General features: G+C 63.3%; 11 protein-coding genes, 1 pseudogene and 1 riboswitch. Of the genes and pseudogenes, 5 read left to right on the forward strand and 7 right to left on the reverse strand.

Annotation, left to right across the window (positions count from 1 at the left end):
• Nucleotides 1-154: 154 nt before the first annotated feature.
• Together B0G74_RS00845 and ribB are read left to right on the forward strand one after the other, a co-directional pair.
• The gene (locus tag B0G74_RS00845) at nt 155-844 is read left to right on the forward strand and encodes an XRE family transcriptional regulator (protein ID WP_132373166.1); all 690 of its coding nucleotides are present in this window, start codon (nt 155-157) and stop codon (nt 842-844) included.
• A 119-nt stretch (nt 845-963) separates the two neighbouring features.
• Nucleotides 964-1,147, forward strand: a riboswitch (FMN riboswitch).
• 147 nt (nt 1,148-1,294) lie between these two features.
• On the forward strand, nt 1,295-2,014 hold the full coding sequence (gene ribB, locus B0G74_RS00850; protein ID WP_132373168.1) for a 3,4-dihydroxy-2-butanone-4-phosphate synthase: 720 nt from the start codon (nt 1,295-1,297) through the stop codon (nt 2,012-2,014).
• A 115-nt stretch (nt 2,015-2,129) separates the two neighbouring features.
• Here the strand turns inward: ribB and B0G74_RS00855 are convergent.
• From B0G74_RS00855 to glpD, 4 genes and pseudogenes are all read right to left on the reverse strand, one after another.
• Nucleotides 2,130-2,815: pseudogene (locus tag B0G74_RS00855) on the reverse strand (HAD family hydrolase).
• Between the two features lie 149 nt (nt 2,816-2,964).
• A complete protein-coding gene (locus B0G74_RS00860; RefSeq protein ID WP_132373170.1) occupies nt 2,965-3,678 on the reverse strand; it encodes an MIP/aquaporin family protein in 714 nt (237 codons plus the stop codon).
• A gap of 86 nt (nt 3,679-3,764) precedes the next feature.
• The gene (gene glpK, locus B0G74_RS00865; protein WP_132373172.1) at nt 3,765-5,264 is read right to left on the reverse strand and encodes a glycerol kinase GlpK; all 1,500 of its coding nucleotides are present in this window, start codon (nt 5,262-5,264) and stop codon (nt 3,765-3,767) included.
• 174 nt (nt 5,265-5,438) lie between these two features.
• Nucleotides 5,439-6,968 carry a glycerol-3-phosphate dehydrogenase gene (gene glpD / locus B0G74_RS00870; protein ID WP_132373174.1) on the reverse strand — a complete coding sequence of 510 codons (1,530 nt, stop codon included), beginning with the start codon at nt 6,966-6,968 and terminating at the stop codon, nt 5,439-5,441.
• Nucleotides 6,969-7,169: 201 nt separating this feature from the next.
• Between glpD and B0G74_RS00875 the strand changes: the two genes are divergently transcribed.
• A complete protein-coding gene (locus tag B0G74_RS00875) occupies nt 7,170-7,544 on the forward strand; it encodes a hypothetical protein (protein WP_132373176.1) in 375 nt (124 codons plus the stop codon).
• A 76-nt stretch (nt 7,545-7,620) separates the two neighbouring features.
• Here the strand turns inward: B0G74_RS00875 and B0G74_RS00880 are convergent, their stop codons facing one another.
• The 3 genes from B0G74_RS00880 to B0G74_RS00890 form a co-directional block, all read right to left on the reverse strand.
• Nucleotides 7,621-8,250 (reverse strand): TetR/AcrR family transcriptional regulator, encoded by a 630-nt coding sequence (locus tag B0G74_RS00880; protein WP_132373178.1) that lies wholly within the window; start codon nt 8,248-8,250, stop codon nt 7,621-7,623.
• Nucleotides 8,251-8,458: 208 nt separating this feature from the next.
• Nucleotides 8,459-8,656, reverse strand: a complete 198-nt coding sequence (locus tag B0G74_RS00885; RefSeq protein ID WP_132373180.1) for a hypothetical protein — start codon at nt 8,654-8,656, stop codon at nt 8,459-8,461.
• 308 nt (nt 8,657-8,964) lie between these two features.
• Complete coding sequence (locus B0G74_RS00890; RefSeq protein WP_132373182.1) at nt 8,965-9,744, reverse strand: DeoR/GlpR family DNA-binding transcription regulator; 780 nt, start codon at nt 9,742-9,744, stop codon at nt 8,965-8,967.
• A 355-nt stretch (nt 9,745-10,099) separates the two neighbouring features.
• Here B0G74_RS00890 and ggt point away from each other — a divergent pair, with 355 nt between their 5' ends.
• Complete coding sequence (ggt, locus tag B0G74_RS00895) at nt 10,100-11,737, forward strand: gamma-glutamyltransferase (RefSeq protein ID WP_132373184.1); 1,638 nt, start codon at nt 10,100-10,102, stop codon at nt 11,735-11,737.
• A gap of 192 nt (nt 11,738-11,929) precedes the next feature.
• The gene (locus tag B0G74_RS00900) at nt 11,930-13,294 is read left to right on the forward strand and encodes an MFS transporter (RefSeq protein WP_132373186.1); all 1,365 of its coding nucleotides are present in this window, start codon (nt 11,930-11,932) and stop codon (nt 13,292-13,294) included.
• Nucleotides 13,295-13,324 lie beyond the last annotated feature (30 nt).

Here is a 13,324-nt window from a genome sequence, read left to right on the forward strand (position 1 = left end):
CCCTTATGAAAAATTGGCACAAGCATTGCGGAAAACGTCCTCCGCAATGCTGATAACAGTGTGAAGATAACTTCGTTGGGCACGGCGGGGCGCGATGCTATCTTGCTTCCACTAACCGCTTGCCCGCCGTCCGGCGGCGCTCCTGGAGGCAATCATGCATTCCCCGCTTGCGCTGGTTCGCGATCCCACGGCTGACACCGATGCGTCGCCGCGTGCCGCTGAACCCTTCGATGCACTCGAACATCTCGTCGGCGTGAATCTCGCCCGTTTGCGCGCCGAGCGGCAACTGTCGCTCGACGCTTTGGCCCGCGCGTCCGGCGTGTCGCGCGCGATGCTCGCGCAGATCGAGTCGGCGCGCAGCGTGCCGTCCATCAAGGTGCTATGCAAAGTGGCGGCCGCGTTGAAGGTGTCGGTGGCGGCCTTTTTGCGGCGCCACGCTACCAACGGCTTCGAGCATTTGCCGGCGGAGCGCTCGTCGCGCGTCGTCAGTTCGAATGGACGCTATTCCGCGCGGCCGCTTTATCCTGACGCCGAGCCGACCGCCGCCGAGTTTCACGAGTTGCGGATCGCACCATTGCACACCGAAGCCGGCACGCGCCGCGCGCCGGGCACGACGGTGAATCTGGTGGTGAGCGAGGGCACGCTGGAAGTCAGCGTGCACGATCAACGCCAGTTGCTGGCCACCGGCGACGCGATCGTGTTCGACGCCGACCAGCCGCATAGCCTGCGCAATCCCGGCGACACGGAAGCGCGCGCGTTTCGCGTCACGCTGAAGGCGGAAACGCCGCCGCGCTGGGACGTGCCCGCGCACCACGAGCCGCAGCGCGAGGCCGCGCCGGTGTGACCGGCATCGTTTGCGGACCGATGTGGTCGAAGTCAGAGATTTCCGTCTGATCAGTAGGGTTGCGCTGCACGTGCGGCGCGACTGTTGTATGCTTTGCCAGCCGGTCGATCCGGCAATCAGTGCGTCTTCAGGGCGGGGTGAAATTCCCCACCGGCGGTATGCGGGCAACGCAAAAGCGTGAGCCGGTGAGCCCGCGAGCGCCCACGTAGTGCGGTCTTCCGAACAGGAAAGATTGAAGTGGGGTCAGCAGATCTGGTGAGAAGCCAGAGCCGACGGTTAGAGTCCGGATGGAAGAAGATGTGCAGATAGTCATGTTCGTTTCCGTGGCGCCGCTTGCAGGTTGAGGCGGTGCGCGAGCGTCGCTTTGCGCGGCGTTCAACGGCGCGTCTTTGTCTGTTTGCAATGCCCTGAAACGTTTCTCGCCCAACTTTTGCGATGAGCGTTTCAATCATGACCTTTGCTACTTTTCCCGCTCCGTCGACGATTGCGGATAGCGCATTCCTCGATCTCCCGTTGCTCGACACCGAAGCCGTTCCGCCGCGTATCGCCGCCGCGTTGCAAGCCATGCGCGATGGCCGCGCCGTCGTTCTGCAAGACGACCACGACCGTGAGAACGAAGCCGATCTGATCGTTTCCGCCGAGCGTCTGTCCGTCGAAACCATGGCGTTGCTGATCCGCGAATGCAGCGGCATCGTGTGCCTGTGTTTGCCCGACGAGAAAATCCGTGCGCTCGAACTGCCGCCGATGGCTGTCAACAACGAAAGCCGTCACGGCACCGCGTTCACGGTTTCGATCGAAGCACGCGACGGCGTCACCACCGGCGTGTCCGCGCTCGATCGCGTGACGACGATTCGCGCCGCGATCGCCGACACGGCGAAGCCCGCCGACATCGTGCGCCCTGGCCATGTGTTCCCGTTGCGTGCGCAACCCGGCGGCGTGCTGGCGCGTCGCGGCCATACCGAAGGCACGGTCGACCTTGCGATTCTCGCGGGTTTGAAGCCGGCTGGCGTGCTGTGCGAACTAATGAACCCGGACGGCACGATGACGCGCGGCGCCGATGTGGAGCGCTTCGCCGCGCAACACGATCTGCCGATGCTGACCATCGCCGAACTGGTGGAATTTCGTCAGACGCTGGCGCAGGCGCGCGAATGCGTGGCTGACGAGGCTTGATGGGCGAGGCGTGCGCGCGTGTGAGATGAGGCGCGCACTCGCTTGCAACGTTGATGCGAAAAAGCCGGCTTTTGCAGCCGGCTTTTCTATTGTCGCGAACGGTTGACGTGAATGACTACGACTGCACGTCGCCGAACTCGCCGCGTACGCCCGCTTCGACCAACGCGGGCAATTCATCCATATGCTGCATGATGCGCGTCATGCCCATCTTGCGCAGCGCGTCCGCGTAGCCATCGGGAATATGGCTCGCGCCGACGAAAGCGATCGTCTTCATCCCGCCGCGCGCGCGGCATTCAAACCGGCCACGCTGTCTTCCACCACGACGCATCGTGACGGTTCCACGCCCAGCGTCTTCGCGGCGAACAGATAGACATCCGGATAGGGCTTCGGCCGCGCCACCTGTTCGGCGCTGAAAATGCGTTCGCCGAAAATCTGCTGCAGACCGGCGCGCCGCACCGACGCATTCACGCGCGCCATGCGGCTGTTCGAGACGACGGCGGCCGGCAACGTGACGCGTCGCAGCGCATCGCGCACGCCGTTGATCGGGCTGAGCGAAGCCGCGAGTTCGAGCTCGACGTTGTGCTCGATGGTGTCGAAAAAATTCGCGGGCAGCGTGATATCGAACGACTTCTCGATGCTTTCGAGAAAGCGCGACGTTTGCTGGCCAAAGGCCGTCTTGACGATGGGTTCGAAGTCGAGGCCGGGGAAGGTAGCGGTCAGCGTTTCGAGCATCACGCGGTCAGCGATGATTTCGCTGTCGACGAGCACGCCGTCGCAGTCACAGATGAGGTGGTCGATCATGCCTGGAAACGGAAAGCGAAGCGCATGGGAAAGGCAATTGCAAGCTCATGCGCGGAGAGTGAAAGCATCATGATACGTGCTTTGGCGCCGCGTGAGCGGCGCCGCCGCTTTCCGTCGATGCTCAGGCGCGTTTTATCTGCGCGACCAGCTCAATGCACATGCAGGTACAGATACAGACACGCTGCCGCCGCACCGCCCAGCAACGGACCGCAAACCGGAATCCACGCATAGTGCCAGTCGCTGTCGCGCTTGCCCGGAATCGGCAGCAGCGCGTGCATCAAACGCGGCGACAGGTCACGAGCGGGACTCATCGCGTAACCGGTCGGGCCGCCGAGCGAGATGCCGATGCCGAGAACCAGCAGGCCGACCGGCAGCGCGTCGAGCGCGCCGAGACCGACTTGCGGCGAAGCCAGATACAGCACACCCAGAATCAGCACGAAGGTGGCGATCATTTCGGTGAGCAGGTTGTGCGGCACGCTGCGAATCGCGGGCGAGGTGCAGAACACGCCGAGCTTCACGTCGGCGTCGCCTTCTTTCGCGAAGTGCTGGCGATACGCCATCCACACGAGTAGCGCGCCGGCCATGCCGCCGAGCATCTGCGCCGCGATATAGCCGGGCACCTTGGCCCACGCGAACTTGCCGGCCAGTGCGAGGCTGATGGTCACGACGGGATTCAGGTGAGCGCCGCTGAAGGACGCGGTGACGTAGACGGCGATGAACACGGCCATCGCCCAGCCCATGACGATCACGATCAGGTCGGCGCCTTTGCCTTTGGTGCGCGCGAGCAGCACGTTGGCGACGGCGCCGTCGCCGAGCAGCACCACAAGTGCCGTGCCGATGAATTCAGCAATGTAAGGAGACATCGTTGGTTATCCGAAATATAGTTGTTAGGGAAGCCGCCGGATAAGCGGCTTCTTTATTGTCGAAAGAGAAGGGGTAAAAGACGCGCTCAGGGCGTATCGGCCCAGGCCTTCGCGGCGCGGATCGCGCGCTTCCAGCCGTCGAGGCATTCCTTGACGTCGGCGTGCGGCAGGGCGGGTGTGAAGCGGCGGTCCAGCTTCCATTGGTTTTGCAGTTCGTCGACGTCTTTCCAATAACCCACCGCGAGACCGGCCAGATAAGCCGCGCCCAACGCGGTCGTTTCCGCTACCTGCGGGCGCACCGCATCGACGCCGAGAATGTCGGCCTGGAACTGCATCAGCAGATTGTTCGCGCACGCGCCACCGTCCACCCGCAATTCGCCGATGCGAATGCCGGAGTCGGCTTCCATCGCCTTCAACACGTCGAGCGACTGATAGGCGATCGAGTCGAGCGCGGCGCGCGCGATATGCGCCGAGGTCGTGCCGCGCGTCACGCCGAACAGCGTGCCGCGAGCACGCGCATTCCAATGCGGCGCGCCGAGTCCGGCGAAGGCGGGCACCAGATACACGCCGTCGCAATGCGGCACGCTGCGCGCCAGCGTTTCGATCTCAGCGGCGTTCTTGATGATGCCGAGGCCGTCGCGCAGCCATTGCACCACGGCGCCGCCGATGAAGATGCTGCCTTCAAGCGCGTAATTGATCTGGTCGCCGATCTGCCAGGCAATCGTGGTGACGAGATTGTTCTTCGATTCGATCGGCTTGTCGCCGGTGTTCATTACGAGGAAGCAGCCCGTGCCGTAGGTGTTCTTCACCATGCCCGACTCCGTGCACATCTGGCCGAAGAGGGCGGCATGCTGGTCGCCGGCGATGCCCGCGAGCGGAATCTTCGAAGCGAACACGGTGGTCTTGGTCGGCCCGTACACTTCCGACGAAGCCCGCACCTCCGGCAGCATGCTGCGCGGAATGTCGAGCGCCTCGAGCAGTTCGTCGTCCCACTTCAGCGAGTGGATGTTGAAGAGCATCGTGCGCGACGCGTTGGTGACGTCGGTGACGTGCAAACCGCCCTTGGTGAAATTCCACACCAGCCAACTGTCGACGGTGCCGAACGCGAGGCGGCCCTGTTTGGCTTTTTCGCGCGCGCCTTCGACGTTATCGAGGATCCAGCGGATCTTGGTCGCCGAGAAGTACGAGTCGATCGGCAGGCCGGTTTTGGCGCGGACTTTCTCTTCGAGGCCCTGTTCCTTCAGCTGGTCGCAGAAGTCGGCGGTGCGGCGGTCCTGCCAGACGATCGCGTTGTAGATCGGATGGCCGGTTTCGCGATCCCACACGATGGTGGTTTCGCGCTGATTGGTGATGCCGATCGCGGCGATCGATGTGCCGTTCATGCCGGCGCGCGTCACGGCTTCGGCGGCGACGCCGGCCTGGGTCGACCAGATTTCCTGCGGATCGTGTTCGACCCAGCCCGGACGCGGATAGATTTGCTGGAATTCCTTTTGAGCGGTCGACACGATATTGCCGAGCCGGTCGAACAGCATCGCGCGCGAGCTGGTGGTGCCTTGGTCAAGCGCGAGGATGTACTGGTCCTGCATTGTCTCTTCTCCATGCGTTTTATGAATCGCCGGACGGATAGCCGGCGACGGGAACGGCTTGTTGTTTTAAGCGGGCAGCAACACGTGATGGTGCGGCCCCGCCTGGTCCAGCCGAGGGGTGAATCGATCCGGTTTGGTCAGATGCAGCGAGCGCGTCGCGTGGGCGATGTCTGACTATGCGCTCTGTCGCTCGGGTTCGCGAGCGAACCACGCGTCGATATCGCGTGTGATCGAATCGAGCGTGCCGGGTTCGACGTGCAAGCCGAGTTTCGAACGGCGCCACAGCACGTCCTGCGCGCTGCGCGCCCATTCGGTATCGCGCAGGTACGTCAGTTCCGCTTCGTAGAGGCCCGGTGCGAAGGCGCGGCCGAGATCGGCCACGGAACGCGCATTGCCGACCACATGCTTGACGCGCGTGCCGTAGGCGCGGGCGAGGCGATGCGCCAGATCGGCCGGCAACCAGGCATGCTGTTGCTTGAATTCGCTGAGAAAGCGCTCGAAGTTGGCGTTCGGAATGTCGCCGCCGGGCAACGGCGCGCCGGCCGTCCACGAAGACGCACCGTGCTGCAGCGCGTCCGCGAGTTTGTCTACGGCTTCTTCCGCCAGTTTGCGGAAGGTGGTGATCTTGCCGCCGAACACCGACAGTAGCGGCGCTTCGCCGGCTGGCGCGTCGAGTTCGAGCGAGTAGTCGCGCGTGACTGCCGACGGGTTGTCCGCGCCTTCTTCCTCGAGCAGCGGACGCACGCCCGAATAGGTCCAGCGCACGTCGGCCGGCGAAATTTTCCGCTTGAAATAGCGGTTGATCGACTCGCACAGGTACTGCGTTTCTTCAGCGTTGATCGCCACTTGCGACGGGTCGCCGCGATATTCGAGATCCGTCGTGCCGATCAGCGTGTAGTCGTGTTCGTACGGAATCGCGAAGATGATGCGCTTGTCCGGATTCTGGAAGATATACGCGTGGTCGTGTTCGAACAGGCGCCGCGTGACGATATGGCTGCCTTTCACGAGCCGCACGCTGTGCGTCGCGGCGCGGCCGAGCGCGCCTTGCAGCAGTTCGCCGACCCACGGGCCCGCGGCGTTCGCAATCGATCCGGCGCGCACGTCCAGAATCGTGCCGTCCGGGCGCTTGAGTTGCGCGCGCCATTCGCCGCCCGCGCGCACGGCGCTCAGCAGTTTCGTGCGCGTGAGAATTTTCGCGCCGTGCTCCTGCGCGTCGAGCGCGTTCAGCACGACGAGGCGCGCGTCGTTGACCCAGCCGTCCGAGTACACGAAACCGCGCTTGATCGAATCGACCAGCGGTGCGCCCGCCGGATGGTTGCGCATCACGATGCCGCGCGAGCCAGGCAGCAGCTCGCGTTTGGCGAGATGGTCGTACAGAAAGAGACCGGCGCGGATCAGCCAGGCCGGGCGCAGATCGGGCATGTGCGGCATCACGAAGCGCAGCGGCCACATGATGTGCGGCGCGGCGCGCAGCAACGTTTCGCGCTCCTGCAGCGCTTTGCGAACCAGCCCGAACTCGCGGTATTCGAGGTAGCGCAGGCCACCGTGGATCAGCTTTGTACTGGCCGACGACGTATGCGCCGCCAGATCGTCCTGTTCGCAGAGCAGTACGGACAGGCCGCGGCCCGCCGCATCGCGAGCGATGCCTGCGCCGTTGATCCCGCCGCCCACGACGAGCAAATCGTATCTCGAGCCTTGCGTCACCTGCTGTGTCCCCTGCGTCGTATCCAGAAAATCGTTTGGAAAAACTATCGAACTGATCGTGTTCGTTTTCGAACTTTAATGAACATATTCGAAAAAGTAAAGTTCGGTTTGTTTGGACGCTCCTCTAACGGCTGTCCGGGTAGTGGCGCAACGCGCGGCCACGGACGATACTCTTGGCAGCAGCCATTTCGAGGTGAATTCATGCGTGGACTTTTGATGATCGGCGCCGCTACGCTTCTCGCGGGGTGTGTCAGTTCGCCGAGCCTGAGCGGAACGAGGGGCGCGCCGTCGTTCGTGTCGTTGCAGCAGATGTGCAGTGCCCAGCCGGTCGACTACGGTAACGACGCGCAAGGCGTCTACGCGGCGATGTTCGACGCGTACGTGGCGAACCGGGGCGGCAAGCTGTCGAAGGACGATTTCTGCGCGTTCCAGACGTCGATCGCGCAGCGTTACGCGAGCGAGGGCGCGAGCACCGATCCGCAACTGCGCAACCAGTGGGTGACGTTCTTTACCGACCAGCGCGCCAAGGCGCTGAGTTGGCGCGCGGCCGTCGATCCGACTTTGCGCAACGGTTGAGGCCTAAGCGCGAGCGCCGTCGTTCAATTCGCTTGTCGCTTTTCGTTGAACCGGTCCGCTTCGCGCGCAGTAAGCGCTAGCCGCGCTGCGGCTGCGCGCCGCGCCACAACATGCGGCGAATTTGTGCGAACACGGCTTCGCGCGTCGGCATATTGCCGGCGCCGGAAGGTTGCTGCGCCTGTGGCAATGGCAGCTGATTGGCCAGCGCCAGCATGGTGAAGCCATGCAGACTCGCCCAGTACGCGTAACCGATGAGTTGCGGATCGCCTTCCAGAATGCCCGCTTCGACCAGCCGTTCGAAGTGCGTGCCGAGCATGCGCCACGCGCGCTGCGAGGCGGTGGCCAGTTCCGGATAGTCGCTTGCCTGCTGAGCCAGATCGAACATCAACCGATACGCGTGCGGTTCGTCGAGCGCGAACGCCACGTACGCTTCGCTCACCACGGAGTGATCCGTTTCGGTGGCGGTCTTCGCGGCCGCTTCGAGGCGCGCCGCGAAGCGATTGAACGCCGCGGCGCGCACCATCGCGAGAATCTCGTCCTTGTCGCGGAAGTAGCGATAGGGCGTCATGGCGCTGCAACCCAGTTCTCTCGCCAGTTCGCGCATCGTCACACCCTCGGCGCCGCGTGTGGCGAACGCGTTCTCGGCCACGCGCCGCATGGCCTCGCGGAATTGCTGGATATCGTTGGGAGAGAGGGTTTTGGGCATGCGCGAGGGCAGAAAGTCCGTCGCGTCAATTTACTGTGTAAATGATTTGGGCACAATAAAGCGGACGCCGGGTGGCGTCCTGCTTTTCACACAGAGAAAGATTTCAAAGCAGCAAGAGCACGCGCGATGAAAGCGCGGCACACACGCCGTCACAGCGCCGGACGCCAACTGCGCCGTCCGGCCGCAAGACGCGATGAAACCAGCACAACTAGGAAAGACGCTTGATGGCCCGCAATGCGTTATCGCCGCTTTCAGTCACGCGCCATTGTTCGTTGCCCGACGCGAGCCGTTCGAGTTGAACCAACTGGCGTTCCAGAAGGGCGTCGAGTTCTTCTCGCTCCATGTCGACTTGATTGGGAGCGTCCTTGACGAGTAATAACGTGGCGAATTCATGCGGACTCAGCATCGTTTCTCTCCATGTCAAGCAAACGCGGACGGCCTTGCCGGCGACTGGCTCATGCCAGTAAGGTCCGCAAAGGATCAGGCGGGAGGTACGGATTCACACGACAGCTTCACGTACCGGCGTTACGCAGAATGCGGAACGTACGCCGGGGAACCTGGAGTGTAGTCAACCGCACGTTAAACACCAAATCCGCCCCAGTAAATTCTCCCTTTGACAATTCGGCGTCTCAGCGGCGGTTGGGAGTCGCGGCCTAATCCTTGATTTCACTCGAAGTTTTGCGTGCGCTGCAGCATGGCGGAGAACGCCTGGCGTCAGTCGGCGATATACACCTGACAGTTGGCGGCTGCGAGCGTCTCGATCATTTCGGCGGGCGGCGCGATGTCGGTGAACAAGGCGTCGATCTGATCGAGATGGCCTTGGCGAACCAGCGCAGGGCGGCCGAATTTCGAGTTGTCGGCGGCGAGAAAAACGGTGCGCGCATGCTGGATGATCGCCTCGGCCACGCGCACTTCGCGCGTGTCGAAATCGCGCAGCGTGCCGTCCGTTTCGATGCTCGACGTGCCGATGATCGCGAAGTCGACCTTGAACTGCCGGATGAAATCGATCGCCAGTTCGCCGACGATCCCTTTGTCCCACGGCCGCACGATGCCGCCCGTCACCAGCACCTCGCAATCCGGATAGCCGCTCATCATGCTCGCGACGTTCAGATTGTTGGTGATCACGCGCAAGCCGCGGTGCCGATTGAGCGCGCGAGCCACTTCTTCGGTGGTGGTGCCGAGGTTGATGAAGAGCGAGGCCTGATCGGGAATGTGAGTGGCCACTAGCGCCGCGATACGCCGCTTCTCGTCATGGAACATGCGCTGACGCGCCGTATAGGAGACGTTTTCGGAGCTGGTAGGCAGACTCGCGCCGCCGTGATAGCGGCGCAACAGGTTCATGTCGGCGAGCCAGTTGACGTCGCGGCGGATCGTCTGCGGCGTCACGTCGAAGTGGGCCGCGAGGTCGTCCACGGTCACGAAGCCGTCGCGTTGCACCCACTCCAGCAGTTCCTGTTGCCGGGCATTGAGAGTCAGGCGGGGGTCTCGGGTCATGTGTCTCGGTTCGTGGGTTTCTTGTCTGCGTTGCCCGCCGCCGGCCCGCCAAGCTGAGCCGGGTAAGCGAGTGAAGCGTGAACGGGGGTGAGCGTATTGTAAGACCATCGCGCGCCTTGTCTGCCAACTCGTGCGACATGCATAGGATACGAGACGACCGCGCGTCGATCTATTCAGGCGAATTACGCATTTATTCATTTGATAAATGAATTTGTTTTTTGAGCCGGATCACGATGCAATCCAAGGTTCCGCGGTTGATTCGCGCTTCACCCCGTCTCATCCCCGCGTTCGATCTGTTTTTCAATGGTTTCCGGCGTTTTCCACAAGCCGGGCCGCGCTTTCGAGAGTGTTCGACATGACTGGCTTCAACTGGCAAAACCCTTACCCGACGCCGCGTCTGCCTGTATTCGCGCGCAACATCGTTTCGACTTCGCATCCGCTCGCCGCGCAAGCTGGACTGCGCATGCTATGGAAAGGCGGCAATGCCGTCGATGCGGCGATCGCGGCAGCAGCCGCCATCACGGTGGTCGAGCCGGTATCGTGCGGGCTGGGCGGCGACGCGTTCGCGCTGGTGTGGGACGGTAAGAAGCTGCACGGCCTGAACGCTTCGGGCGTGTCGCCGGCGGCGTGGAACGTCGACTACTTCAAGCGCAAATATGGCGAGGAAAACGGACTCGCGAAGCAGCCCAAGCGCGGCTGGGACGCGGTGACGGTGCCCGGCGTGATCGCCGGCTGGGAAGCGCTGCATCAGAAATTCGGCACGCTGCCGTTCGCCGACCTGATGGAGCCGGCCATCGAGATCGCCGAGCGCGGTCACGCGGTGGCGAGCATCGTCGCCTATAAGTGGGCGGCCGCCGTGCCGGAACTGAAGGACCTGCCGGGCTTCGCGCAAACCTTCATGCCGCGCGGCCGCGCGCCGGAAGTGAGCGAACTGGTGCGCTTCCCCGGCCACGCGAAGACGCTGCGCAAGCTCGCCGAGCAGGGCCCGCGCGCGTATTACGAAGGCGAGATCGCCGAGCAGATCGCCGCGTTCGCCCGCGAAGGTGGCGGCGCGTTGACCACCGACGATCTGCGTAACTATCGCGCGGATTGGGTCGAGCCGATCGGCAAGGACTATCGCGGCTACACCGTGCACGAGATTCCGCCGAACGGGCAGGGCATCGCGGCGCTGATCGCACTAGGCATCCTCGAAAAATTCGATGTGAAGGAACTGGCGGTCGACAACGTCGAATCGCAGCACTTGCAGATCGAGGCCATGAAGCTGGCCTTCGCCGACGTCTACCGCTACGTCGCCGATCCGCGTTCCATGGAGGTCAAGCCCGAGCAGATGCTCGACGACGCGTACCTCACCTCGCGCGCCAAACTGATCGATCACAAGCGCGCCACGCAGTTCGACTTCGGCATGCCGAAGGCCGGCGGCACCATCTACATGTCGGTGGCGGACGAGCGCGGCATGATGGTCAGCTTCATCCAGTCGAACTACATGGGCTTCGGCTCGGGCATCGTGGTGCCGGATAGCGGCATCGCCATGCAGAACCGCGGCTGTGGTTTCTCAATGGACCCGAAATCGCCGAACGTGGTGGAAGGCGGCAAGCGGCCGTTCCACACGATCATCCCGTCGTTCCTCACGCAGCAGGTGAACGGCCAGCAGGAAGCGGTGATGAGCTTCGGCGTGATGGGCGGCGACATGCAGCCACAAGGCCATCTGCAATCCATCGTGCGGATGCTCGACTACGGTCAGCAGCCGCAGGCCGCGTGCGACGCACCGCGCTGGAAGGTCAATCGCGACTTCACGATCGACATCGAATCGACGCTCGATCCGAAGACCGCCGAGGCCTTGCAGAAGCTCGGCCACACGATCAAGTCGGTCGACGATCCGTATATGGACTTCGGCTCCGGCCAGTACATCTGGAAGCTCGATCGCAACGATCCGGAGCGCGGCTATGTGGCGGCCAGCGACAGCCGCCGTGACGGCTTGGCTGCGGGGTTCTAGGAAAGCATCCACGCGCGACGCGCCGTGCCGCCTGAGGCGGTGCTTCGCCGCGTGCGGAGGCGATACAGCGGCGACCGCACTCGGCGCGCTTTCTCGACTGCCCTCGCAAAGCATCGCGCGAATCAAATACACCGGTTGCCGGCGGGCTTCCCGCACGCCAGGCATCGAGCATCAGACAGAGCAGGAGACATCATGCAGACCCACGCGTCGCCCTCGGCGACAGCTTCCCCTCATTCCGCGCCCGCGCCGCTTTCCAAAGCGATGGTGCGGCGGATCGTGTTTTCGTCGTCGGTCGGCAATGCGCTCGAGTGGTTCGACTTCCTAGTCTACGGCTACTTCGCGACCATCATCGCCAAACAGTTTTTCCCGATGCAGGACGAGTGGCTCTCCACGCTGCTCGCCATCGCCACTTTCGGCATTTCGTTCCTGATGCGGCCGCTGGGTGCGGTTGTGCTGGGCATTTACGGCGACCGCAAGGGCCGCAAGGCGGCGCTGACGTTCGCCATCGCGCTGATGATGGTCGGCACCTTCACGATGGCGGTGATGCCGCCGTATGCGTCGATCGGCATCGCCGCACCGATCCTGATTCTGCTCGCGCGGCTCGTGCAAGGCTTCGCGGTGGGCGGCGAGTTCGGCAGCGCGACCGCCTTCATGGTCGAGCATAGCGCGTCGCGCCGCGGCTACTACGCCAGTTGGCAGTTCGCGAGCCAGGGGCTCGCCGCGATCACCGCAGCCGCGTTTGGCTCGCTGCTGACGGCGTGGCTGCCGCCCGCGCAACTGAATGACTGGGGCTGGCGCCTTCCGTTCGTGTTCGGTTTGCTGGTCGGTCCGGTGGGCTATTACATCCGCTCGCATCTCGACGAGACGCCGGAGTTCCTCGCGCTGCGCGAGGCGCGCGAAGCGGCCGGGGCTCGCTCGACGGTGAGCGAAGACAAGGACGCGTCGTTCGCCAGCCAGTGGGTCAATTTGCTGCTCGCGGTGGGCATCGTCGCGCAATCCACGGTGGGCGTGTATGTGCTGCAGCTCTACATGCCGATGTACGCCGTCAAGCAGCTGCACATGCCGGCAGCGGCATCGTTCGGCGTGGTGGTGCTCAACGGCGGCCTGCAATTCCTGCTCTCGCCGGTGATGGGCGCGTTGTCCGATCGCATCGGCCGGATTCGCATCATGCTAACCACGTCGATTCTGATGGGGACGCTGATCTATCCGATGTTCGCGTTGCTGCAGTCTCATCCGACCATCGGGTGGTTGCTGTTGTTGCAGGGCACGGCGGGCATTTTCAAGGCGGCGTATTCCGGCCCGATGCCTGCATTGATGTCCGAGATCTTTCCGACGCAGGTGCGCTCGACGGGCCTTTCAATCGGTTACAGCATCGGCGTGACGATTTTCGGCGGCTTCGCGCCCACGATCGTCGAGACGTTCATTCATTTGACCGGCGACAAACTTGCGCCAAGTTACTACGTGTTAATCGCCGCGGTGCTGTCGGGCCTCTCGCTCGTAGTCGTTGCCTGGCGCATGCGTCGCGTACGACTGATGCAAAGCGTTCAGATCGCCTGATCGCGAGCCTCGCGCCGCTTGATCGAAGCG

This window comes from Paraburkholderia sp. BL9I2N2 (genome assembly GCF_004339745.1).
GTDB lineage: Bacteria > Pseudomonadota > Gammaproteobacteria > Burkholderiales > Burkholderiaceae > Paraburkholderia.

Bases quoted from the DNA above. Each gene is read 5' to 3' on its own strand.
- B0G74_RS00845 (WP_132373166.1), top strand. From the start codon at position 155: ATGCATTCCCCGCTTGCGCTGGTTCGCGATCCCACGGCTGACACCGAT.
- ribB (WP_132373168.1), top strand. From the start codon at position 1,295: ATGACCTTTGCTACTTTTCCCGCTCCGTCGACGATTGCGGATAGCGCA.
- B0G74_RS00860 (WP_132373170.1), bottom strand. From the start codon at position 3,678: ATGTCTCCTTACATTGCTGAATTCATCGGCACGGCACTTGTGGTGCTG.
- glpK (WP_132373172.1), bottom strand. From the start codon at position 5,264: ATGCAGGACCAGTACATCCTCGCGCTTGACCAAGGCACCACCAGCTCG.
- B0G74_RS00875 (WP_132373176.1), top strand. From the start codon at position 7,170: ATGCGTGGACTTTTGATGATCGGCGCCGCTACGCTTCTCGCGGGGTGT.
- B0G74_RS00880 (WP_132373178.1), bottom strand. From the start codon at position 8,250: ATGCCCAAAACCCTCTCTCCCAACGATATCCAGCAATTCCGCGAGGCC.
- B0G74_RS00885 (WP_132373180.1), bottom strand. From the start codon at position 8,656: ATGCTGAGTCCGCATGAATTCGCCACGTTATTACTCGTCAAGGACGCT.
- B0G74_RS00890 (WP_132373182.1), bottom strand. From the start codon at position 9,744: ATGACCCGAGACCCCCGCCTGACTCTCAATGCCCGGCAACAGGAACTG.
- ggt (WP_132373184.1), top strand. From the start codon at position 10,100: ATGACTGGCTTCAACTGGCAAAACCCTTACCCGACGCCGCGTCTGCCT.
- B0G74_RS00900 (WP_132373186.1), top strand. From the start codon at position 11,930: ATGCAGACCCACGCGTCGCCCTCGGCGACAGCTTCCCCTCATTCCGCG.